Raw genomic sequence first — 25406 nt, 5'->3', positions numbered from 1 at the left:
AGTGTCTGATTGGGAATTGCATGATGAAAAAACAAATGTCGTCTTCATCTAACACTGCGGGTAAAAAGCTGAGCAAGGATTTGGATCGGCATCTAAATTTGACCTTGGGCAGGGATAACTGTGACGTTAATACTTCCCATCATTACCTTTATAAATCCTTGGGGAAAACGGTTCGTGATCGACTCATCTCCAGTTGGCGCGCCACACGCTGCCATCATCACGAGGATCCAACTAGGATCAGTTATCTGTCTCTGGAGTTTCTGGTCGGACGCAGCTTGCAGAACGCGATTCTTAATCTCGATCTTGAAGAGTCGGTAAAAGACGCCTTGCACGAACACGCTTGCGAGCTAGAAGATATTGAATCTGAAGAAGTGGACGCTGGGCTCGGTAATGGTGGCTTAGGGCGTTTAGCGGCATGTTTTCTAGACAGCTGCGCAACCCTAAATATTCCTGTTACAGGTTACGGTTTGCGTTATCACTATGGCATGTTTCAGCAGACTATTCGCAATGGCTACCAAGTAGAACGCCCAGATATGTGGTTGCGACATGGCAATCTTTGGGAGTTGGAAACCCCAGAATATACCCGCGTCGTAAAATTTCGCGGGCGCACCGAGTATTATCATGACGATCACGGCCACAAGCGGGTTCACTGGGTCAATACCAATGATGTGTTGGCCATTCCCTACGATATGCCCGTTCCCGGATATCGTAATGAAACGGTAAATACCTTGCGCCTATGGAATGCGGAAGCGACGGATGAATTCAATCTTGATGAATTTCATGCGGGGGATTACACCGACGCGGTAGCGGCTAAAAACCGCGCTGAATTAATTACCATGGTGCTTTACCCCAATGACTCTAGCGTACAGGGAAAAGCGCTTCGACTACGTCAGCAATATTTTTTGGTGTCGGCGAGTTTGCAGGATGTGCTACACAATTGGGAGCGTCGCTACGGTAGAGATTTTACTAATTTTGCCAAGAATAATGTGTTCCAGTTAAACGATACCCACCCCGCTATCGCGGTTGCAGAACTCATGCGTCTGCTTGTCGATCACTACTGGATGGAATGGGAGCAGGCGTGGACGATTACCACGGCAACCATGGCCTATACCAATCACACTTTATTGCCAGAGGCCTTAGAGACATGGTCGGTGGAGCTGTTTGGTGAATTGCTGCCCCGTCTGTTGGAAATTATTTACGAGATTAATGCACGTTTTCTAGCCCAAGTTGCAGAGAAATGGCCAGCCGATGTTGATCGGCTTCGCCGAATGTCGATTGTTGGGGAGGGCGACAACCGGCATATTCGTATGGCTTATCTAGCTATCGTTGGGAGCTACTCGGTGAACGGTGTTGCCGCTTTACATACCGAGTTACTGGAGAAAGGTTTGTTTCGTGATTTTTACGAACTGTGGCCGGAGAAATTCAATAATAAAACCAATGGTGTCACACCTCGGCGTTGGCTGGCTCATTGTAATCGTGGTTTAGCGTCACTGCTTGTTGAAACGATTGGTGATGGTTGGGTTAAAGACCTATCTGAGCTAGAAAAGCTAAAAGTGTATGCCGAAGACAGCGCTTTCGCTGAACGTTTTATGGCGATTAAGCTTAGCAATAAAGAAAGATTGGCGGCCCTAGTGGCACATGATTGCGGCGTCAGTTTTGATACAAATATGATTTTTGACGTGCAGGTTAAACGTATCCATGAATACAAGCGTCAATTGTTGAATGTACTGCATATTGTTCATCTATACGACCGAATTACTCGCGGCGATACCAATGGCATGTACCCCCGTTGCGTATTACTGGGCGGCAAAGCTGCCCCCGGTTATTTTATTGCCAAGCTCATTATTAAATTGGTCAATAGTGTTGCCGAGGTGGTTAATCGCGACGCGCGGGCGCGGCCTTGGTTGCGGGTGGCGTTCTTTCCAAATTTCCGGGTAACGGCGATGGAACGCATTTGTCCTGGTACCGATCTTTCCGAACAAATATCCACCGCGGGTAAAGAGGCGTCGGGCACCGGCAATATGAAATTTATGATGAACGGCGCGGTGACGATTGGAACATTAGATGGTGCGAATATCGAGATCCGTAATGCCGTAGGTGCAGACAACTTTTTCCTTTTTGGTATGACCGCCGCAGAGGTTGAACAAGCTCATACAAACTACGATCCAAACTCGATTATAGCGGCAGACCCAGATCTAAACAGGGTAATGAGTTTGCTCGAAAGTGGTCAGTTCAATCTTTTTGAGAAGGGTATCTTCGACCCCATCACTCAAGCCATCCGCAGTCCCACAGATCCTTGGATGATAGCGGCAGACTTTCGTAGCTATATTGATGCTCAACAACGGGTTTGCGATGTTTATGCCGACAAACCCATGTGGGCGAGGATGGCGGTATTGAATACGGCGTCCAGCGGTGAATTTTCTAGTGATCGAACCATCAAGCAATACCGAGATGAAATTTGGTATCGGGATGTTTAGTAATTTGCTTGTTTAGCATTAAGTATTTAGCGGCGCTTGATATTTATCAACGCGGCTGAGTTGGAAAGGTTTTGCCCGCTTTTGTATGTCGCTGAATTGAAACATGACCCAGACGTTTACGCCTGCGATCTATTTTTTTGCAAAGTGACGACGGGGCTTAAGTATCGGACGCCTTATATAATTATCAAGGAGAATGGCCGTGAATGAACTGAATGGACGTTACGTTAGCCGACTCACCAAATCGACTATGGCACTGGTATTGGCGGGCGGGCGTGGTTCCCGTCTGCATGAGCTGACACAGTGGCGAGCGAAACCCGCGCTGTATTTTGCGGGAAAATATCGAATTATCGATTTTCCGCTTTCAAACTGCATTAATTCCGGCATCCGCAATGTAGGTGTATTGACGCAATATAAATCCCATTCACTGGTTCGGCATTTGGTGCGCGGTTGGAGTCACTTCAAAAAAGAACTGGGAGAGGGGGTTGAAATATTACCCGCCTCCCAACGTTACTCAAACGATTGGTATTTGGGCACCGCCGATGCGATTTGGCAAAACATCGATATTATTAGAGCGGAACGGCCAAAATACGTATTAATTCTTTCCGGTGATCATATTTACAAAATGGATTACGGCGAGTTGTTGGCAGAGCACTATGAGAGCGGCGCTGATATGACCGTAAGTTGTCTTGAAGTCTCGGTGGAAGAGGCCGCGGGACGTTTTGGGGTGCTGGAAGTTGATGATACTGGTCGGGTCATCGCCTTTGAAGAGAAGCCCGCAAAGCCCGCTACGGTTCCAGGTAAGAGTGATAAAGTGCTGGCGTCGATGGGTAACTACGTTTTTACCACAGAGTTTCTTTTTGAAGCACTCAATGAGGACGCCAGAAACAAAGCGTCTAGCCACGATTTTGGCCATGACCTCATTCCTCGCCTAATTCGTCTTGGCAATATTAAGGCCGTTCCATTTCGTAGCAGTGTTGAAGGTCAAGAGGCGTATTGGCGGGATGTTGGTACCTTAGATTCGTATTGGCAGGCCAATATGGAAATGATTCAAACAACGCCGCTATTGGATTTGTACGACCCTAATTGGCCTTTATGGACATATCAGGAACAATTGCCGCCGGCTAAGTTTGTCTTCGACGATGATAACCGGCGTGGCATGGCGGTCGATTCGTTGGTTTCTGGTGGGTGTATCGTGTCGGGGAGCTTGGTTCGCCGATCTATCCTTTTTTCCAGCGTAAGACTGCATTCCTATTCGACAGTCGAACATTCAGTATTACTGCCTAATGTGGAAGTTGGTCGCAACGTGAAGTTAAAGAAGTGTATTATTGATCGCAGCTGTGTGATTCCCGAAGGTATGGTTATTGGCTACGATCACGAAGAAGATCGGGCACGGGGATTTCGGGTCACCGAGGGTGGCGTTGTGCTGGTGACAAGGGGCATGCTGGGACAACCGGAAGGTTTCTTATAGAGCGCTTATGCAGTGTCGGTATTAAAAATTTGATTCATCGAGGATTGCGTTAAATAGATGAAAATTTTAATGGTAGCCGCAGAAAATGCGGTCTTGCCGGGCGGTAAGGTTGGCGGTATCGGCGATGTCATTCGTGATATTCCCGCTGCGCTGGCTGAGTTAGGACATCAAGTGGATGTTGTTATTCCCGGTTACCAGCACTTCTCTAAATTGCCCGGCGCTAAGCGTGTTGGCGCTGTAGATGTGTCGTTCAGAGGCGTCGGTGAACATCTTGAGATTTTTGAATTAACTAGCGACAAACTCACAGACGGAGTGCGCTGCTGGGTTGTTGATCATCCCCTGTTTGCTCCCTGTGGCAGTGGCAAGATTTATTGTAATGATCCACCGGGTCGCCCCTTTGCCTCAGATGCATCAAAGTTTGCCTTGTTCGGCGTCGCGGTGGCGCAAGCCTGTATTGAACAGTATTGGCCAAAACTAGACGTCATTCATTTACATGATTGGCACGCTGCATTTATTGCCTTGCTGGTGCGCTATATGCCTGCTTATCAGAGCCTAGCCAAACACCGCATGGTTTACACCATTCATAATCTTTCGCTGCAAGGGGTTCGGCCCGTTGAAGGTGATGAGTCGTCTTTACATGCATGGTTTCCCCAGCTCCATGATTATCCCCAAGAGATTGTCGATACTCGCTATTCACAATGTGTAAACCCTATGCGGATGGGCATTAACCTCTGCGACCGAGTGCAGGCCGTGTCACCAAGCTATGCGCGGGAAATACAGGCTCCGAGTAATATTGAGTCTGGTTATGTCGGTGGAGAGGGCTTGGAAGATGATTTACGTAGGGCGGCCTCTGAAGGACGTTTAAAAGGCATCCTCAATGGCGCGGAATACCCCAAAACTAAAACCTCGCGCTATCGCCTAAATCAATTATTAGATGCTGCCGAGACGCAGTTATTGCAGTGGGTTGCCGCAACGCCCTTAGTAACAAATAGTAATTTATTAGCTTTGCGCAGGGCCGATATTTGGCGCCGCACCGGCGGTGGTGCGGGCAATAATTTTTTAATGACCTCGGTAGGTCGCCTAACTGATCAGAAAGTTACATTGTTACTGAAAAATATGCCTGATGGTCGTCCGGCGTTAGAGCATTTATTGGAGCGCTTGGGCACAGAAGGGCGGATGATCTTGCTCGGCAGCGGCGACACTATACTCGAACAAAAACTGGTCGATATTTCCGCACGGCACCAGAACTTCATGTTTTTGTGCGGTTATGCGGATACCCTAACCGATGTACTTTATGACTCAGGCGATTTATTTCTAATGCCGAGCTCTTTCGAACCCTGCGGTATCAGCCAGATGTTGGCAATGCGGGCCGGCCAGCCCTGCTTAGTTCATCATGTGGGTGGATTGATTGACACCGTCATCGACGGCGAAAATGGATTTGCGTTCAGCGGCGCTAATCAGCTGCAGCAGATGCAGAATATGATTCGGCGTTTTGATGACATTCTTATCTTGCGCAGCCAGAAACCCGAGGATTGGAATAGTATTCGCAAACGCGCCAAAGACAGTCGTTTTCTTTGGTCCAACGCCGCTAAGGACTATGTATCGCAGCTGTATAGTTAAATAGGATTATTAAGCGAGATTGTTAAATCAGTCCCAAAAGCGTTGCGCTGCTAATTGCCTGAGTGCGTGTGCTGACATCGAGCTTGTTAAAGATATTTTTTAAATGAAATTTAACGGTGTTTTCTGACACGAAGAGGTTGCGCGCTATATTCTTATTGGTTTCCCCTTTGGCGAGAAGTGACAATATTTGCATTTCTCGCGATGTGAGTGCTTCTAATAATTCCGTTTCTGTTTCTAAAATGTCTACTGTTTGGTCGCAATGACTAAGTAAAAATTTGATGTAGTGATTCAATACGCTGGACCAACTGCCATTAAGATGCGATTTCAGCAGTTGAATCACCCTTGGTCCCTCGTCTAAGACACTTCTCACCACGCCGTATTCGGCGGCCAGTGTCATAGCGGTTTTGAGTTCGCTGTCGGACTGATTGGTATTTCCTTTATTAATATTCAAGATGGCATTGAGCAGGTGGAGTTTGATCTCCCTCGGTATTAGATTATGGCTTTGCGCTTGCGCGATGGCGTCTTGGAGCTTCGCGGTTGTTTCATCATTTGGGCATGTATGTACCTCAAGACGAAGGCGACTAAGGGCTGCATTCTCCAGTGCGTCTGAAAAGCTCAGAAATGGTGGCGCGACAAAATTCAGTTCTGTATTGCCGGGCGTGTTGATAGTGATAGAACAATTTTGGCTATTGTCATTTAACAGCTCACGACGGATATTTTCCCAACTACATAGCTGAAGGATTCTTGGCCAATTTGCACTAATCGCGATGTCTTCTAATGTGTCTAGTAGCTCTCGGGCTTTGCTTCGTTCACCTTTCGCATCATAAATTCTAATCATCGGTAGATAGGCTGCAGAAACAAAATCGGGGAGTAGGCCGGTATTGATCTCTTGATGATATTGTTCAAACACTTGAATAGCGGTGTCGAAGTCGTTTTTTTCGTACAGAGGGAAAAGAGTGCAGCAGACTGCTGCGGTGGCGGCGTAGGACTCTTCAATGTTCAGCCCCTTAGCTTTTAAAACAGAAATACTGCGTTCATAGGCGTCGTTGATACTTCCTTGAAGATAGCTACTGATAATCGTTAGGCCGGTATTGTATCCGGCCAGAAAGGGCGCGCTGTCGCCGTGATTATGATTTCTACCCACAGCAATGTGGTAGCGCGCCGCCGAGAAATTACCATATGCGATTCTACGGGAGGCCTGTATATTTGCGGCGGCGCCAAGTTCAAATGCCCAAAATCCTCTAGCCTCGTGGTTTTCGGTTTTGATGTCGGCGACATTCTCAAATGCTTGATCAAGATGATCAAGTGCCATTTCAACCACCGCCATCGTGATTTGACGCTCTATAGAAAATTGCCAATCTAACTTTTTCTCGCCAAGTTTTTTGAGTTCATCTAGGTACGGTAGTACCTTGGCCCGGCGCCGTAAAAATGTGAGTGCCCAGGTTATTTTAACGATTAGGCTTGGCCGTTCAAAAATATGACTTAATGGAATCTTTTCAGCCCAGCGCTCAACTGAGTGAAGGCATGCACTGGTTATTTGATCCGTTGCCCAAATATCCATTGCGTGTGTTGCTAGCTCATAGTCTTGTGCTTCCACTGCGTGGAATAAAGCATCTTCGTATAACTCGTGTTCTAAAAACCAAGTTGCCGCATCGCTATGAATTTGTCGGCAGCGTGTAGGTGAGCGTTTCCGCAATACTCCCTTTAAATAGTCAGCGAACAATCTGTGGAACTGGAACCAATAGTTTTCATTGTCGATATTGTTTAAAAATAAACCTTGATGTTCGAGTTGCTCTAAAATTTCCTGTGCGTCTCTACGACCGGTCACTTTTTCACATAGCGGCGCACACATTTTTGGTAAAAGTGAGCAGTAGAGTAAAAAGTCCTGAGTATCTCCGGCTTGTTGCTGCAAAACATTGCTGGCGAGGTACTCGGTAATTTGAAACGGTGTGTAAGATTCGAGATTGTTCAGTGAATCTTTGACACTGCGCTTCGCCAGGGTGAGTCTGAATAATTGCAGCGCCGCGGCCCAACCTTCGGATCTACTGTAAATTACAGATAGATCGTCATCGCTTAAACTCAGCTGATGTTCAATATGAAAGAAGTCTTTTGTTTCCTGCAAGGTAAACTTAATTTCTTCAAAGCGCAGCAGTTCTAAGCGTTGCTCAACTTGCAACTCTGTTAGTCCAATCTTTGGCAATGATCGGGACGCAATAAATATTCTGACGGAGTTAGGTAGGTTTTTCAGAATATGCCTGAAAAGAATTTCAATGTCTGGTTCTTCAATAAATTGAAAGTCATCAATAAATAAGTGTATCTCGGCACCAATTTCCGCAAGCCTATTATTAAAGCGCTCCGCTCGGCCCTTTGGTAGGGAGTTTTCTTTCGGTACTGCACCCTGCTGTGCTTGTGGGCTTTCCTCTAAGTCGCCTACGATTTTGTCTAAGTGCAATAGTAGTCGATTAAGATCGTTATCAGTTTCATCAATTTTTAGCCACGCGGTCAGTTTTCCGGCCGATTTACTCGCACTCAGAATCTGCTTTAGTAGTGTGGTTTTACCGTGGCCAGCAGGGGCTTGAATAACAACACATTGGCTAGCATCTAACTGACTGATACGTGCGAGCAGCTCGCTGCGGAGAACTTGTTTTTGTTCGCCCAGCGGTGCTTGGAATTTATGATGCGATAAGCCAGGCGCTTTGCTACTCGAATTGGTCAGCATAATTATATTTTTGTCTACCGCGTATAGTGAATAGCGGCATTAACGATAGCGATGCCGCGTCTACTTAAGTCAGTCTACTTGGTTTACTTTAAGCTTGCATGCACCCTGTATTTTTTGGCTTCTGGTTATATGTTTATTTCTTTGCAGAAAATATCAGGTTTTTGATCTGTTTATATCTTAACCAGTACTTTGCCGTTGTTCTCGCCCGTGTACAAGCTTTGTAAAGCCTTTGACGCGTTTTCAATGCCGTTGTGGCAATCCAACTTGAATTTTATCGAGCCATCTTGCAGCCAGCGAGCTAAGTATTCCTGCATTCGGGGGAAGTCCGCAGCGTGATCGAGTATGACAAAACCCTCAATTTTTAGACGTTTCATAATGCTGTTGTGGAACATATAGGGGCCGGGCACATTCTCTGTAGAGTTATACATGGAAATCAAACCGCAAATAACCACACGCCCGCCGTTGTTCATCAATGTTAGGCAGGCATCTAAAATACTACCGCCAACATTCTCAAACTGTATGTCTATACCGCGGGGACAGGCTTCCGCCAGCGCTTGTTCATAGTTAGTGCTGCGATAGTTAATCGCCGCATCAAAACCTAGTTCTTCAACTAAGTAGCGGCATTTTTCGTCGCTGCCAGCGGTGCCAACGACGCGGCAACCGCTTAGCTTGGCGATTTGCCCGGCAATACAGCCCACGGCACCGGATGCCGCGGTGACCACGACGGTTTCATCTGGTTTTGGAAGGCCGATATTGAGCAGGCCGTGGTACGCGGTTGGGCCAGCAATACTCATTACGCCAAATGCCAAATCGAGTGGCATATCAGCCGGTGCCGCAAAGGCTTGTGCTGCGTTCGCTTCAAGGGTTGAATACTCTGCCCATTCGGTCAGGGCGGTGACTAATTGCCCTTCTTTAAACGAACGACTGCGAGACTCAACAACTTCGCACAGGCCAAAGCCCTTCATACTATCGCCTAACTTTACTGGCTCCATATAAAGCTCTTCACGCTCGCCCAGCCAAAGGCGGTTGGTAGCATCCATAGACAGAATGATATTTTTTACCCGAATTTGACCCTCCTCAAGACTGCCTAGCGCTCGCTGCTGAAGGCTGAAAGTGTCGTTGCTGATATTAACTTCTGGACGAATATCAAAGCGCCAATACTGGCATTGGGTGGGGCTGCTCATAAATTAATCCTATTTCTTATTTGTATTGATGAGTGTCTATTTCTGGTGGGTGTATAGCCACTAATTAAGTACCGTTCTAATGGGGTTTCTAGTCTCGACACTGGCATTATTTTTACCTTAAACCCACCCCTTAATCATCTACCCATAGGGGTAGTGCTTTCTGCTTAGTTTACCTGCCCATAATGTTCGTCATTCACAGCGGTTTCCGGGGTATTCAGAGTACACGTAAGAACTGCTCATTTGGGTAGTTGGCCGAGCGCGCTGTGATCGCGAGAATGCAATACATAATCAGATAAGAAGAGATATGGCATGGGAAAACTTATCAATATTGATAACGGCGGCACGCTGACTGATATTTGGGTGTTGGATGGTGACACGTCCTACCATACTAAAACAATTACAACGCCCTTTGACTTAAGTAAGTGCTTTTTCGAAGGTTTGAAGAAGATATCTGAAGATATTTATGGTCACGAAGACTTAAAAGCCTTGTTGCAGTCTACGGATCATATTCGCTATAGCACCACTCAAGGTACGAACGCGCTGGTCGAGCGCAAGGGCCCGTCTCTCGGCTTGCTTCTCAATACGACGGACAGTGACTGGTGCTGCGAGGATGATCATCAGCAGGCTCTATTTGCCGATTTGTTGGGGGACCGGGTAGCGGTGCTCAATATGAATTTAGAGCCGCAAGCCTACCAAAAATGTTTGACTGAGGCGGTCGGGCGTCTTTCCGCTGCGGGTGCGAGTCGGATCGTCGTGGCCTTTTGTGATGACGACTTTGCCACCCAAGAAAGCGCATTGCGTAAAACAATGTTGCGGTCTTTTCCCCGTCATTTGCTGGGTTCAGTGCCCGTACTTTATTCCAGCGCGCTGTGTCGGCATGCCAATCCAAATGTACGACTGTGGACGGCGCTATTTAACGCCTTCTTGCATCCGGCAATGGAGCGATTTTTATACAACACAGAAAATGAGCTGAGTCATTTTCGTACCCGTAATCCACTCTTGGTATATCGGAATGACGGGTATTCCGGTCGCGTTGCAAAAACCATCGCCCTTAAAACTTACAGTTCCGGTCCTCGGGGCGGTGCAGAAGGGGCCTTAGCCTATAGCCAGTATTACGGCTATAGGCGGGTAATTACCGTCGATGTCGGTGGGACTACGACTGATATTGGATTGGTTGAAGATAACAAAATTATCGACAGCCGCTTGGGATTAATTGAGGGCGTTCGCTGCAGCGATCCCCTCGCAGAGATTGTGAGCGTCGGTGTTGGCGGTGGTTCAATCATCCGCGCTGAAGGCGGCGTGATTAAAGTTGGACCAGAATCCGTTGGCGGTGCACCGGGGCCTGCGTGTTTTGGTATGGGAGGCGATAAAGCGACCATTACTGATGTATTGCTAGTGATGGGTTTACTTGATCCTAAGACCTATTTTGGCGGGAAATTAGCGCTTAAATACGATAAGGCCGAGGCTGCCATTCTTCGTCACGTTGCCGAGCCGCTTTCGCTCTCCTTACCGCAGGCATGTACACAAATGATGGATGCTTGGGCGGGTAAGATTGCGGACGGAATCCGTGACTACACCGACATAACTGACGATACCGTGTTAATGGCATTCGGCGGGGGTGGCCCAATGGGGGTGGCGGCTGTTGCCAAAAGTGCGGGAATTGCGACGGTGCTTATCCCGCGGTTATCTGCGGTGTTTAGCGCCCACGGTATCGGCTTTAGTGATATTGCTCACCTCGCATCCGAAGCTATTCCTCGCTCAGATAATGACGCCGTATCGGAGGTTTTTGAGCGACTCAGGGATCGTGTGTTACGAGACATGAGCACCGAGGGTTACAGCGCAGCGCAGTGCGACTTAGAGGTGTGGTATGAACAGGAATCAGAACGTCACGATGTCAGCCTAAGCGCAGACGGGAAACTTCCCGCCGATGCCAATATTGCGCGTGCCGATATTTTGCTGAGCGTGCGCGCTGTGCATCGCATAAGTCACGCGAAATTGGCCGACAAAGTCGAGCTAAATGTCAGCGAGCCAAAAGCAACATCCGATCGCGCATTGGCCAATTCTAAAGGCGAATTTCAACGCGTGCCGGTTTTTCGAGTAGAAGACCAAATTGCAGGTGCTAGTGGTGCTGGCCCCGCTGTGCTGGAAGAGGCTTTTTGGACCTGCAGTGTGCCGCTGGGCTGGGGATTTGAATTTACGGCAAATCGCGACATTGTACTGAATATATCAAGTCGACAAGACGCGTCGGAATAAGGGGAAATAATAATGAAAGTTTTAGCGACTGAATATTTACGAGTAGATCTGCAAGAGGAGATGTGGGAGTGCGATCGCTGCGATCACGTACTTGGCCCTGCTCGAGAAAACTACAAACGATTCTTGTTGATTCACGACCGGAATCCACGGGAGGTTCACCACCCATTGCTCGACCCGGAGCGCTATCGGTTTTGTTTTTCTCCCGATCCTGAGGTCTGCGTAATTTACGAATTTTACTGTCCACATTGCGGATTAATGATGGACGTGGAATACACCGTGCCGGGGCACGCCCCGCTACATGATTTAGAGCTGGATATCGACTCACTCAAGGAAAAGTGGTGCGGTGCGACGGGTGTTGAAAACGACAGTACAGCGAATACCGCTGCGTTTCGGTCCTAGTAGGAGAAGTAATAATGAAACGTATAGCGGTAGATATTGGCGGTACTTTTACAGACTGTTTTGTCAGCTGGGATGAGCAGTTTATTCAAACCAAAGCCTTAACCACCCATCATAATTTGGCGCTGGGCTTTAACGACGCACTGGATCAAGCCTGCGACATATTAAGTTTAGAGCGGCGGCTGTTATTGCAATCAGTCGATTCAGTGCGCTACGCGACCACATTGGGAACGAACGCGCTAATCGAGCGAAAAGGACCAAGAGTGGGTGTGCTTATTACCACCGGTTTTGAAAGCACCATTCCTATTTCTCGCGGCCGTGGCTACGGTGATGGTCTTCCCGATGAGCAGGCGAGGGACATGTCCCGCGCTAAGCGACCTGATCCCATTGTGCCTATATCCAGAATTCGCTCTGTAAAACAGCGCATGGATTATCGCGGTAAAGTCTTGATGGACTTAGATGAAGCTGACGTTCGTGAAAAGCTCAAGGAACTCGTCGATACAGGGGTTCAGGCCATCGTCGTGACCTTGATTAACTCGGTGGAAAACCCAGACCACGAGTTGCGTATCCAAGAGATATTCGAAGAGGAATTTCCGTCCTCCATGCTCGGTGCTATTCCGATGGTATTGTCTCATCAGGTGGTCGGTCGTAAGGGCGAATATGTGCGCAGCTCCTCGGCGATTATCGACGCCTTTTTACATTCAACGATGTATTTTGCGATGAATGCACTGGAGCAAAATCTGCGTGAAAACGGTTATGACAGACCAATGTTGTTAGTGCATAACTCCGGAGGTATGGCGCAGCTAAATTCTACAGATGCACTGAAAACACTGCATTCTGGCCCCGTGGCAGGTATTCATGCCGCCGGTCAATTGGCGTTGCAGGGCGGTATTAGCAATATTGTCTGTGGCGATATGGGCGGCACTTCTTTTGATATTGGTTTAATAACCGAGGGTGGTACTAAGCACTACGACTTTAATCCGGTTGTTGACCGCTGGCGTGTCAGTTTGCCGATGGTGCATCTTGTTACCTTGGGCGCAGGCGGTGGTTCTATTGCGAGTTATGATCCAATTTTCAATACCGTCCGTGTTGGGCCGCAGAGCGCGGGCAGTGATCCCGGCCCCGCATGCTATGACCGTGGCGGTATGAACCCGACGGTCACTGATGCCGATCTTATTCTTGGCTACCTAGATGCAGAGAACTACGCCAAGGGCGTTATTCCATTGAATATGCGCCGCACCTATCAGGCTTTAGAAGATATCTGCGATGAGATGGATATCTCAGAAGTGGAAGCTGCACTGCTTATTAAGTCGATGGCCGATAGCGAAATGGCCGCAGGCTTGGTTAGAGAGCTAAATGGTGGCGGCTATAAAGCCAGCGAGTTTGTGTTCTTAGCCTATGGCGGTAATGGCCCCTTGCACTGTTGTGGTATTGCCGACAAAGCCGGTATTAAAAAGATATTGGCTCCGCCATATAGCAGCGTGTTCTCTGCCTGTGGCGGTGCGGGCTTAGATCAAATGCATATCCATGAGAAGAACGTCTCCCTCGGCTTTTACAACAAGCATACCCGTGCACTTTACGCTGACTACGATTCATTTAATGCACTTGTTGCATCGCTTGAGGAAAAGGGCCGCGCAGATTTATTGCGTCAAGGTTTCCGTGAGGATGATATTCAATACACCCTTGAGTTAGACATGCGATATGGCATTCAGAAAATGGAAGTCAGTATCGAACTCACTAATCGCCGCTTGAATAAGCCTGCGGAAGTGTTGGGTGCAATTGAGTATATGAATGCCGATTTTGGGAAACGCTATGGCAAGGAAATTGTGTCGCCGGAGTCGGGCGTTTGGGTTTCTACAGTAAGGGTTGTATCCAGAGTCGATTTGGGTACGGTCAAATTCTCAGAGCTAGAACCACCGCGAGAGCGCGTGGCACCGCCGCAAGCAGTGAATTATCGGGAATGCTATTTCCAAGGAAACTCAGCGTCGGTTTCAACGCCGATCTACGGTGCAGATGCTTTGAATCCCGGTGTCGAAATTACTGGGCCTGCAATAGTTAATCCCGGCGAAACGACGTATTTGGTGGAGCCAGGCTGGACATTTGTTGCTGCCGCTCAGGGAGCAGTTTGGTTCTTTCATGAAAGTAATGCGCAATATCAGTAACGAGATAATTCACAGCTCTCCTATACGGGAGTGAGGAAAATAACAATGAATACAACTTTGGCAAATCCAGATACCTCTGACGAAAAGGCGCTGGTTGATCGATTTTTAAGTAAAAACCGCGCGTTTTTAGGGCCTGACCCAGAGATTCAACGTAATCATCACGTTGCCCCGCGCACATCGCGTGAGGAAGAGATTTTAAGCGCTGGCATCGATAGCAATTTGTATGCAGAGATTCGCTCCGGTTTACGCGCGTCTCTGGATGAAACCTTTAAAATCGCAGAGATGACGGTAGCGTCACCTGCTGCCCAATGTGCCGATATGTCGACGGGATATTTTACCGCTTCCGGTGACCTCTCCCTTGCATCTACTCGCGGTGTTGCCGGGTTTACTGTTAGCTTGCATTACCCCATTCGGTTTATCCGCAAGTACTTTGAAACCGACGAAACTGTTGGCATAAACGAGGGTGATGGTTTTCTGCTAAATGATGCCCACTACGGTGGTATTCACAGCCCTGATCAGCATTTGTTTATGCCGATTTTTGATGACGGCGTGATTGTTAGCTGGTGCGTTTGTGCGATGCACGAAGGTGAAATTGGTGCCCGTGTTCCCGGTGGTATGGGGCCGATGATTGAGTCGCCATGGGATGAAGGCTTGCGTGGTTCGCCCATTAAAATGGTCGAAAATTATGCGTTAAAAACCGACCTTGTTACCTTTATGCAGAACAGCTGCCGTGAGCCGCAAACTATGTTGGCGGATTTGAAAGCGCGCTTGGCAGCGTGTTGCAGAATGGAACGTCGCGCTAAAGAGCATATCGCGCGTTATGGCGTTGACTCCGTCGTTGGCTTCCTGCGTAGTAATGTTGAATATATGCGAGATGAAGGTCGCCGCAGAATCGCAGAGCTACCCGACGGCACGGTGCGCACGCAATTTTATATTGACGATACGATGCGCGAACCCGCGTTGATGAAAATCATGTACTGCTTCACCGTAAAAGGTGACAAGGTCATCGTTGATTTGCGGGGTAGTTCCCCCGAACTATTTAATAGACCGATTAACAGTCTACTAAGTACACAGGTGCTTGGTGTTGCGATAACACTTGCTCACCATATTTGGCCTGATATGCCCTGTGCGCAGGCGATTATCGATTGCTTCGAATTTATTACCGATCCGGGAACTATTGCCGATTGCTCGAACGAAGTGCCGGTCGCGCTGTGCATACAGCCCATGTTCAAAATAATGACCGCTGCAGAGTTGGCGTTTGCGAAACTGTATTTCGGCGCACCAGTGAAATACGGAAAAACCAAGGCGGGGTGGTTCAATCAACCCGCGGCCATTATTTACGGCGGCGTCACTCAGCACCAAGATTCCTGCGGCAATATGTGCGGTGATTTGAACGGGATGGCCGGTGGCGCAAAATGTGATGAGGACGGTGAGCACAGTATCGCGCCGTGTTTCGGAGCCAATGTCGATATCGGTGAAAGCGAAGAAGCTGAAGAACAATTGCCATTTATATATGCGATATCAAAACGTATTTGGCCTGGCAATTGTGGCTTTGGAAAATTCCGTGGTGGTGCGGCCTATGAATACGGCTTGATGCGCTACGGTGAGCAACCTTTTGGCTTTCAGACGTTTACCGGAGGTTCGTATTTCCCTTCTACCTTTGGTCTTTTTGGCGGCTATGCCTGCCCCACATACGGCACGGTTCGAGTGCGCGGCAAAAATCTGTTCAAGGTGATGAAGGAAACGCCAGAACTGTTTCAGGCATCTATGGCCAGCATCATGAACGATCGATTAATTGAGGACGCAGAATACAGCAGCCATTCAATGGCGGTTGCCTTCGAGCTGTATCCCGAGGGTGAGTTGTTTATGACTAGCCAAGGTGGCGGTGGCGGCTATGGCGACGTGCTGGACCGAGATCCAAATTTAGTGATTAAAGATTTGGAGGAAGGGCTGATTCGCGAAGAAACCGCGATGGATCTTTACGGCGTTGTATACGACCCAGATACCTACGCTATTGATGACGCCGCTACGGTCGAACGCCGTAAAAGTATTTTGAAAGGGCGTTTGGCCAAGGGTGTGAGCTGGGATGAGTTTATGGCGACGAGAGTGAAGCCAGAGCCACCAGCGACAGTGCCCTTTTTTGGTAGTTGGAACAATTCTGAAGAATTGTATTGCGGGCCGTTTGGTAAAGCACTGCCGTCGGCATTGCCTCCTATTATTTTGCCTGATCCAAAAGACGTTGAAATACAGCAGCTCAAGGCGAAGCTTGCATCATTAGAAGCCCCGCGTAATTAAGCGCTGTCGATAATAGCTGATAGGTAATGACTCATGCTTGCAGAGAAGTATTTAAATAATTCCGCCATTTGGTTTAATGCACATGCCTTTGCTGAGCATGTGCTCTGCGGTGGCAAAGCGCTGCCCTGGTCTAGTCCAACAGAGTTTGCCGAAGTGTATAAAAAGTTACAGGGTATGCTCGACGCTGACCGACTAAGCGTGCCATTGATGGGCTTTCTTGATGATTGGATTAGTCGTCACCCCCATGTACTACAAACGATGTCCGGTAAGAACCGGGTGCGTTTTGCGATAAAACGGTTTCTCACCAATCCGCAATTGCGCAGTGATATGTCCGAATGGATGACAGTGTGTTGCGCGATGGTAGATGCGGAAATTGTATTGGAAATACCCTCCAATGCTGCACTTATTTCGTGGGCTCACGTACTGGCTAACCCCAATGCACGCGTTGAACCCTTAACCGAGTTGGACATTGATTCAACGTCGGTCTATTTGGCAGATACCGTTCGTCAGTTAAAGCCTGCTGGTATTGCCGGTGTCGTGACGACGCTTTCCGATGCGGATTTAGCGGCGGGTGCCTGTGTTGATCTCTATCTGCCATTGGCAAATGTTGCTGCAAATTATCATTGGCAATTTGCGTTTAGAAAACCTGTGGTGGCCGCCACGTTTGCTAGTCATGATTATTTTTGCCTTGGTGACGACGCTTGTAGCAGCAATAGCGACTTAGTGTCTTTGCCATCAGACTTTTGGCGAAGTGAGTCAGAAATACCAGTGCAGCACAATACCAACTGGGTTTATAGCGAGCTACCCGCCTTCTCAGAACCGGACGTGGTGCGAGCAAATATCGCATTACTTCGCGCACAATAACGGAGGCGACATGAGTGTAACGGAAGGCCAGTGTTTGTGGACGCCATCTAAAGACTTTGTGGCAGACAGCAATATGACCGCGCTGATAAATTGGTTAGATCAGCAGGGCATTGTAAGTTGTGAGAACTACACTCAACTTTGGCAATGGTCGGTTAGTGCGCCAGAGTTGTTTTGGGCCGCGATGTGGCAATATTTCGAGGTGGTGTCAGATGCGCCCTACTCGCAGGTGATGAGTAGTCGAGAAATGAAGGCTGGCGTAAAGTGGTTTGAAGGTAGCCAAGTTAATTTTGCCGAACATATTTTACGCCACAAAGGCAGTCACCCCGCCATATCTGCGATGTCTGAAAGTAAGTCGCTAAGTGTACTAAGTTGGGACGAACTAAGTGCCCACGTTCGACGTGTCGCCACCTCGCTGAGATCAATGGGAATTTGCGCTGGCGATCGAGTCAGCGCGGTACTACCGAATTGCCCAGAAACAGTGATAGCGATGCTCGCGTCAATAAGTATCGGGGCGGTATGGAGCAATGCGGCGCCAGAGTTTGGTACTCAGGCGATACTTGACCGGCTTGGGCAAGTTCGCCCAAAGCTGGTCTTTTTTTGCGACGGTTATGAATTTAATGGCAGCCGTTTCGACCGCGTAGAAATTTTGTCAGAGCTGTTGGGTGAGTTACCGTCGGTTGAGCAGGTTGTTCGTGTCGATGTATTGGGTAACTGTGGGCCGTTTACTCATAAAATAGATGTGTTGAATTGGTTAGACCTTGTAAGTATTGACGATCCTGGCGAAGACGGCTTTAAGTTTAGTCGTGTTGATAGTGATCATCCTTTATGGTTTGTTTTTTCCTCCGGCACAACGGGTCTCCCCAAAGCCATTGCCCATTCGCATATTGGCGTGCTCATTGAAATGCTCAAATTTATGAGCCTCCATATGAACTTAAAATCCGGAGACAATAGCTTCTTCTATACGACTACTGGCTGGGTGATGTTTAATTTACTCGTCGGTATGATGCTGACCGGAGCCGGAGTCATACTTTATGATGGCAGTCCTGTGTATCCAACGACGGACACATTGTGGCGACTAGCCGACGAGAGCGACGCGACCCACTTTGGCGCGAGTCCGACCTATGTTCAGTTGATGGAAAGTAATCATGTTGTACCTAAAGAGCATTTCGCGCTAGATCGTCTATCAACGGTGCTAGTGGGTGGATCGCCCTCAATGCCATCGACTTTCGATTGGTTTTACCAAAATGTGAAGTCCGATATGTGGGTCACGTCACAGAGTGGCGGTACAGAAATCGCCAGCGCCTTTGTTGCAGCCACCCCAACACAGCCGGTATATGCCGCTGAGATTCAGGCAAGGGCCTTGGGTATGTCGGTGAAGGCATTCGATGACCAGCGAGTCGAGGTTATTGATCAAGTCGGTGAGTTAATTTGCGATGTACCATTTCCATCGATGCCTTTGTATTTCTTAAATGATGCCGACGGAGAGCGTTATACCGCGTCTTACTTTGAAGAGATTCCCGGTGTTTGGCGTCACGGCGATTTTATAAAAATTAACGAACGTGGCGGCTGTTATATATACGGGCGATCTGATGCGACCTTGAATCGGTATGGTGTTCGTATTGGAACCGCCGAAATATATCGAACCGTTGAATCCATCGCTGGAATTTCAGATAGTTTAATCGTATGTATTGAAACGGAGAATGGTGGCTTCTACATGCCACTATTTGTTTCTTTAACGGAAGGCTCACAGATCAGCGATGAGATGCGTTCAGAGATTAAGTCCAGTTTGAAATCCCAATGTTCACCGCGACACGTTCCCGACGAGATCATTGTTGCTCCAGATATCCCTTATACATTGACGGGTAAAAAGTTGGAAGTGCCGGTGAGAAAGTTGCTTAAAGGTGCTGATGTCGTCAGTGTGGCGAGCCCGGGCTCTATGAAAAATCCTGAAAGTTTGTCTTTCTATGTTGAGTTTTCAAAACGCTCAGGATTAAAAACCGCGTAGTTACTTCTTTTGCAGTCTTGTGACTAAGTCGCATTGGCGCTGAAATGTAAAACTGTACGAATGGGTAGTGTCATCTATTGTCTCAAACTCCCTAAACTGCAATGGCTACTCGAAGTCCCAATGAGTGAATTATTTTTACTTAATTTTGACTAGTTGAATAATATAAAAATAAGGGTGAGATAAATTCAATGTCTACTACGAGAAAAACGAGATATTTAACTATACTAATCGCCTCTGCATGCATGCCTTTTTTGGCCGCAAATTCGTTACATGTTAGCGCCCAAGCAGAGTCCGAAAAAAATCGTCCCCGTACACGTAATGCGCTGCTCGAAGAGGTGGTTGTTACTGCACAAAGGCGGGAAGAGAATCTCAATGATGTACCTATCGCGGTAACCGCCTTAAACGGCGAGCAACTCGACATATTAGGTGTCACCGACACCCGAGACCTGAATATCGTTGTACCGGGGTTCTCCGCCTCAGAAGGTGGTTACGGTGCGCCAGTTTATACTTTAAGGGGCGTTGGCTTTCCTGACTCTACCTACTTTGCGAGTCCTACCACTGGCGTATACATCGACGAAGTGAGTATGCCGTATTCCATTATGTCCAAAGGGCCTAATATTGATATTGAGCGTGTTGAGATTCTGAAAGGTCCCCAAGGCACATTATTTGGCAGGAGCACTACTGGTGGTGCAATTAACTATATTGCTAAAAAGCCTACCGAGAATTTTGAGGCGGGCGTAACCGGCTCCTATGGTCGATTTGATCGTAAGGATCTAGAGGCCTATGTCAGCGGTCCGGTGTCAGACGATTTGCGATATCGTTTTGCCGGGCGCTATATTTTGCAGGGCGACCCATGGCAATACAGTAATACGGATCGCAACCGTGAACTTGGTGAACAGGATAAGTTCTCGCTTCGATCTTTATTTGATTGGGACGCAAGCGACGACGTGAATGTGCGGCTGATGTTGGCCGGGTGGCGAGATCGCAGTGATAGCCGCGCTGGGCAGCCGGTGTATTTTAACGCTCAGAACCCGCAGAGTGATTTGCTGGCGTCGCTTAATGTGCAGAATTATCCGTTTATTCCCGATTCTGATGACCCACGTGCCGCCGAGTTTTGTAAGGGGCACTCCTCCTGCGTAGACGTAAATGGTAAGCCCTATGATTTCACGCAGGATGAAACCTTCTATCAGGCAGCATTGCGTCTTTCTTGGATGTTTACGGAGACTGTCGAAGGTATTTTATTAGTTTCATATAATAATTTTGAAGCAGATGGCAGCGAAATTCCGGCCTCGTCTTATTCCGAACGGCATATAGAAACCACGCTCTTCTCTGAAATTGAAAATGTCGATGTTGAATTCCGTTTAACGGGAAGCACCGAGCTATTCAACGGGCCAGTCACTTGGACCGCTGGTCTTCATGCAACCCCGCATGAAACTGGAACGGATTATCGTTTGTTTGGTGCTAGCGATAACAACAGTGTTTTCTATGTTGTTCCACTGGTTGGTGCCTTACCAGGACTTGAAGATATTAGCTTATTGGGAAGCTATTACATTGGCGATGGGGAAATGGAATACCATTCTCAATCTGCCTTCGGCAACGTCGAATGGCAATTCACCGATACGCTTAAAGTTACTGCTGGAGCCCGTTACACCGATGAAGAACGGGATTTTAATGGCTGTTTAGCCGATGACGCCAAAGACAATAATACCAATGTCAACCTCGTGTTCAGTGCCTTGTCACTGCAGCGCGCGCTGCTTGCATTAACCACTCCAGATGTCACCACACCCGGTGAATGTATCACGCTTACCGAAGATGGCCAGTTTGATCGCTATACCGATAATCTTGAAGAACATAGCCTGTCCTGGCGTCTTGTTGGGGATTGGACACCGAATGACAATGTACTGATGTATTTGTCTCGCTCAAGGGGCTTTAAATCAGGTTCATTCCCGGTCACCAATACCACCGATCAGGGGCAGTATGTACCCGCCCGCCAAGAGCAGGTTGACGCCTATGAAATTGGCGCTAAGTTAAACTTCTTTGATCGTCGTCTGCAGCTGAATACCGCGGCTTTCTACTATGACTACGTTGACAAGCAACTATTTTCGCGTATTCAAGATCCGCTATTCGGCTCGCTACCGCAGCTACAAAATGCGCCATCGTCCGAAGTTAAAGGCTTTGAAATAGATATCTCTGGATCACCGTTTGAAGGCTTGTACCTTTCTGCAGCAGGTGCATATATCGAGACCGAGGTTAAGGAGTTTCCGAACGCCTTTAATACCCGAGGTCAGCCGGCGGATTTAACGGGACGTGAATTTAACTATTCGCCAAAACTGAGTTATACCATCTTAGCAGATTACAGCTTACCAATTGGCAACGAATATGAAGCTGGGCTAGGGGTAGATTACAGCTTTAAAGATGAAACTAACTCTACCTTAGATGGTGACCCGTTCTTTGCACATGATGATTTTGCTATTACAAATGCGCGTTTGCGTTTTGGGCGATCAGATGCCAAATGGATGGTGACCCTATACGGCCGAAATGTATTTAACGAATACGCGACCACGGGGCATGTTCAGGTGGTAAGCGATATCGTAACGCGATACGTCAGCGATCCTCGCACCTACGGCATCACGTTTGATTATAAATACGATTAATTTGCTTTGCCGTGCTATTCGCGCGGCTTTTTTTCCAAAGTCGTCGTTCGATTTTTCGAGACACTATTTCGCTAGCGTTTTAAGGGGGGTTAATGAGTCAGGTTCTTGTTGCAGGTGTGGGCATGGTGAAATTTGCCAAACCCGGAAAGCAGGCTCCCTACAGAGAGATGGCTAGTGAGGCAGTGAGCGACGCATTGAAAGATGCGGGGCTAAATTACTCAGACGTTCAACAGGCATTCGCTGGCTATATTTATGGCGATAGTTGTAGTGGACAGCGCGCGCTTTACAATGTTGGCATGACTGGTATTCCAGTTGTTAATGTTAATAATAATTGCTCATCAGGTTCGAGCGCGATTTATCTTGCTCGGCAAGCGATTCTCAGCGGTGAGGCCGATTGCGTTCTGGCCCTAGGTTTTGAAGAAATGCCCAGCGGTGCAATTGCATCCCAGTGGGATGACAGAGAATCGCCGTTTACTATTTTTGACGAAGCTTTAGACAGGCTAGCTTACCCAGTCGCCCCCTTGGCATTGCGGTGTTTTGGCGCCGCCGGCCATAGTTATATGGAGCGCTATGACGCGAAGCCTGAGTTGTTCGCGCAAGTCGCCGTGAAAACCCGAAATCATGCGGTGAATAATCCCTATGCTTTATTTAATACACCGCTTTCGCTTGCCGACGTAATGAACTCGCCGATGCTTTATATGAACTATCTCACTCGGCTTATGTGCTGTCCGCCAACCTGTGGTGCAGCGGCTGCCATCATATGCAGTGAAGATTTTGCAAAACATCATGGCATGACGAGAGGAGTTATCATCGCGGGACAAAGCATGGCCACAGATAAGCTCGACAGCTTTACTGATCCGATGAATTTAGTGGGTTCAAATATGACTCGCCAAGCGGTAACTAAAGCGTATTCACAAGCGGATATTAATGCAGAGGATCTAGATGTTGTTGAACTTCATGACTGTTTCACAACAAACGAAGTGCTTAGTTACGAAGCCTTAGGGCTGTGTCCGGAGGGGGACGCGAGTCGTTTCGTAGCCGATGGAGACAATACGTATGGCGGGAAAATTGTTGTAAATCCATCTGGTGGATTGATGTCTAAGGGACACCCTATAGGTGCAACCGGCTTAGCCCAGTGTTTTGAACTAACAACTCAGTTGCGCGGTGAGGCTGGGGCGAGACAAGTCAACGGCGCTAAAGTGGCCTTGCAACATAATCTCGGCTTAGGCGGTGCGGCGGTCGTTACTGTCTATAAAAGATAATAGCGCGTTTTAACAAAACCGTATTTCACCATTGTATGCGCACACATTGGCACATTCGGCGTACTGGGTAAAAAATGCTGATGAAGCAACAACTAGCCTACTAGTGCCATCGGTACTTCATGGCCCCATGGCGTGTGTTCAACTTCGTGGTAGGTACTGGCTTCCAGCAATGTCTCTTTCAGCATAGCCATCAAACTTACCCATGCCGCCTTCACGTCGCCGCTGAACTCGTCTCCCAGCGCCATCTCTAGTGTTTCCAACATAGCCTGAATGAATAAATCGTAGTGGCGCTCATTTACGCCATGATCGCTGTATCGCTGGCCAAGGTTGTGGGCGACAACTTTAAGGCCATCAATGTTTTGCAATGAATGCACTGTGGTGCATAGCATATTAATGAGTTTTCGATCTTTGGTGTTGTCCTCAGAGGTGAATAGAGGACGTAAATCTGGCGCCAGTTGAAATAAGCGCGCATAGAATACTTTGGCAAACGGCTTGCCGATGGATTTTACTGCCTGCAACTGCGATTGCACGATGGCAATTTGTTTCGGGTTCATGTTGCGCCTCGCTATTGGTTATCGGCGGCTGGCGATGCTTGGTCGTCGCGTCGAATGGAATCAATGCTCCTTACGTGTAAGACAAGTTACTCCTGCATTGGCGTCATGATTATTCGAGATAACCGAGGTAGGCATAGATAGTTAGCGTAGGGAATTGCGGTTATTCACTATATGGCGAGTAGTTTTGAGCCATTTTAGCGCGTATCGACGGGCTTCCAGCGCTCAATGCCATTCATTCCGCCAACCACACAGCGTAATGAATCCCAGTGGAAGGAGCTGCTGCCGTGTTTTTATGGCGAAAACGACTTGAACAATAGAGTCGTTCCCATTAACTACTTCGCACGCGATATAACTCATTGAAATTTATAAAAAACGCGATATGATCAGGGGAAAGGAATGTTTGGCAGAAATAAAGGGAATTAGTCTTCGTTTGACCGGCGCTTGCTAATAGTGAGATCGGTACCTCATTGAATTTCCTAGAAATTTCCAGTCAACGTAAAAGCCCGCTCCTTGATAAGGGGGCCAAAGTGATATAAGGCGCAAATCGTCATAATAAAACTGTTCTGTGTCAGGAGAATCATGGCATCTCATAAGCGACTAAAAAGTGTTGTACAAAGCACGGCTCACCATGCAGTGAGTGCGCTTTCCTTTGTGCACCCGCATCTCGGTCAAGCCTGTGAGGACGCGGGCCTCGATGCTATAGAAATCTATGTATCCGAAACTGAGCCATGCCCAGAAAAGTTCCTTCACATAGAGCCACTGCGATTGGCACTGAATACACTCAAAGATACATTCTACGGTTTGGTAGTAACTGAGGGTTTCGAGCCAAAAGATATTGAATCAGCAAAAATGGTATTCGAGTTCAAACATGGTCGGCTCGATCACTATTGTAGTGTTTGCGCAGCTTCGTTGGTTAGTGCATCCAAAACGTATCAAAGTAAGGTGAATTACCTTGGAAACACAGAACAAGTTTAGGCAATCGGACGCAGCAAAGCTGCGCCGTTGCTAAAGGCGTTATGCAGTCTAAAAGGAGAGAATTTTGAGCTACCTTATAGCATCTATTATTTTGATAGGGATAATGCTGGCAAATTTGGGATTTATAGTCTGGTCAGCTCTTGAATTCAGAAGAGATTGGCCAATAGTTTCTAGTGCATGGCGGCAGATGGAATCATTTGAGAAGCGCCTCCTATATATGGGGCTGTCGCTCTTCATATTTATCCCGGCATTAAAAGATCACCCTGCTGCGAGCTGGTACGTGGCTAAGGTAGCTATCGAAATTTTACCTGCATTAGCGGGGGCTTTTTTAGTTGCCGGTGTCATTGCTTTTATGCGTCAAGTCCACGAAATCCGTCTACAGAGCAATGCATAATCGGGTAGCCAAGGGTCTCTAACCCTCAGCCCCCACAACACCCTGCATGCGGATCCGCACAGGGCGTTTCACTGAGAATGGTGAAGCTTAATCCAACCATCGCGCAATTCGTACAGCCCCTGAG

General features: G+C 47.9%; 16 protein-coding genes. 13 read left to right on the top strand and 3 right to left on the bottom strand.

The window, feature by feature from the left end; translation table 11 throughout:
- Positions 1–20 precede the first annotated feature (20 nt).
- The 3 genes from O9X78_RS15880 to O9X78_RS15870 all read left to right on the top strand — a co-directional run bounded on the left by O9X78_RS15880 (position 21) and on the right by O9X78_RS15870 (position 5565).
- Positions 21–2477 carry a glycogen/starch/alpha-glucan phosphorylase gene (locus tag O9X78_RS15880; RefSeq protein WP_269620712.1) on the top strand — a complete coding sequence of 819 codons (2457 nt, stop codon included), beginning with the start codon at positions 21–23 and terminating at the stop codon, positions 2475–2477.
- Between the two features lie 199 nt (positions 2478–2676).
- A complete protein-coding gene (gene glgC, locus O9X78_RS15875; RefSeq protein WP_269620711.1) occupies positions 2677–3945 on the top strand; it encodes a glucose-1-phosphate adenylyltransferase in 1269 nt (422 codons plus the stop codon).
- A gap of 57 nt (positions 3946–4002) precedes the next feature.
- Complete coding sequence (locus tag O9X78_RS15870; protein WP_269620710.1) at positions 4003–5565, top strand: glycogen synthase; 1563 nt, start codon at positions 4003–4005, stop codon at positions 5563–5565.
- Positions 5566–5587: 22 nt separating this feature from the next.
- Here O9X78_RS15870 and O9X78_RS15865 read toward each other — a convergent pair whose 3' ends face one another.
- A complete protein-coding gene (locus O9X78_RS15865; RefSeq protein WP_269620709.1) occupies positions 5588–8284 on the bottom strand; it encodes a winged helix-turn-helix domain-containing protein in 2697 nt (898 codons plus the stop codon).
- Positions 8285–8454: 170 nt separating this feature from the next.
- On the bottom strand, positions 8455–9468 hold the full coding sequence (locus tag O9X78_RS15860; RefSeq protein WP_269620708.1) for an NADP-dependent oxidoreductase: 1014 nt from the start codon (positions 9466–9468) through the stop codon (positions 8455–8457).
- Positions 9469–9777: 309 nt separating this feature from the next.
- Here O9X78_RS15860 and O9X78_RS15855 point away from each other — a divergent pair, with 309 nt between their 5' ends.
- The 8 genes from O9X78_RS15855 (at position 9778) to O9X78_RS15820 (ending at position 23359) form a co-directional block, all read left to right on the top strand.
- The gene (locus O9X78_RS15855) at positions 9778–11721 is read left to right on the top strand and encodes a hydantoinase/oxoprolinase family protein (RefSeq protein ID WP_269620707.1); all 1944 of its coding nucleotides are present in this window, start codon (positions 9778–9780) and stop codon (positions 11719–11721) included.
- A 12-nt stretch (positions 11722–11733) separates the two neighbouring features.
- Entirely contained in the window at positions 11734–12120 is a 387-nt protein-coding gene (locus O9X78_RS15850) for an acetone carboxylase subunit gamma (protein ID WP_269620706.1), read from the top strand.
- Positions 12121–12134: 14 nt separating this feature from the next.
- Positions 12135–14279, top strand: coding sequence for a hydantoinase/oxoprolinase family protein (locus O9X78_RS15845; RefSeq protein WP_269620705.1), 2145 nt, complete (start codon positions 12135–12137; stop codon positions 14277–14279).
- A 45-nt stretch (positions 14280–14324) separates the two neighbouring features.
- On the top strand, positions 14325–16574 hold the full coding sequence (locus O9X78_RS15840; protein WP_269620704.1) for a hydantoinase B/oxoprolinase family protein: 2250 nt from the start codon (positions 14325–14327) through the stop codon (positions 16572–16574).
- 33 nt (positions 16575–16607) lie between these two features.
- Positions 16608–17438 (top strand): hypothetical protein, encoded by an 831-nt coding sequence (locus O9X78_RS15835; RefSeq protein ID WP_269620703.1) that lies wholly within the window; start codon positions 16608–16610, stop codon positions 17436–17438.
- 10 nt (positions 17439–17448) lie between these two features.
- Positions 17449–19443, top strand: coding sequence for an acetoacetate--CoA ligase (locus O9X78_RS15830; protein ID WP_269620702.1), 1995 nt, complete (start codon positions 17449–17451; stop codon positions 19441–19443).
- Positions 19444–19694: 251 nt separating this feature from the next.
- A complete protein-coding gene (locus O9X78_RS15825; RefSeq protein ID WP_269620701.1) occupies positions 19695–22097 on the top strand; it encodes a TonB-dependent receptor in 2403 nt (800 codons plus the stop codon).
- 92 nt (positions 22098–22189) lie between these two features.
- Entirely contained in the window at positions 22190–23359 is a 1170-nt protein-coding gene (locus O9X78_RS15820) for a lipid-transfer protein (protein ID WP_269620700.1), read from the top strand.
- A gap of 92 nt (positions 23360–23451) precedes the next feature.
- Here the strand turns inward: O9X78_RS15820 and O9X78_RS15815 are convergent, their stop codons facing one another.
- Entirely contained in the window at positions 23452–23913 is a 462-nt protein-coding gene (locus O9X78_RS15815) for a globin domain-containing protein (RefSeq protein ID WP_269620699.1), read from the bottom strand.
- Positions 23914–24492: 579 nt separating this feature from the next.
- On the opposite strand from O9X78_RS15815, the gene O9X78_RS15810 reads away from it, so the two are divergent.
- Positions 24493–24888, top strand: coding sequence for a hypothetical protein (locus O9X78_RS15810; RefSeq protein WP_269620698.1), 396 nt, complete (start codon positions 24493–24495; stop codon positions 24886–24888).
- A gap of 64 nt (positions 24889–24952) precedes the next feature.
- Complete coding sequence (locus tag O9X78_RS15805) at positions 24953–25282, top strand: hypothetical protein (RefSeq protein ID WP_269620697.1); 330 nt, start codon at positions 24953–24955, stop codon at positions 25280–25282.
- Positions 25283–25406: the final 124 nt, after the last annotated feature.

Source organism: Zhongshania aquatica (assembly GCF_027257955.1).
GTDB classification, from domain to species: Bacteria; Pseudomonadota; Gammaproteobacteria; order Pseudomonadales; family Spongiibacteraceae; genus Spongiibacter; species Spongiibacter aquatica.
This window is presented reverse-complemented; position numbering and strand designations above follow the sequence as displayed.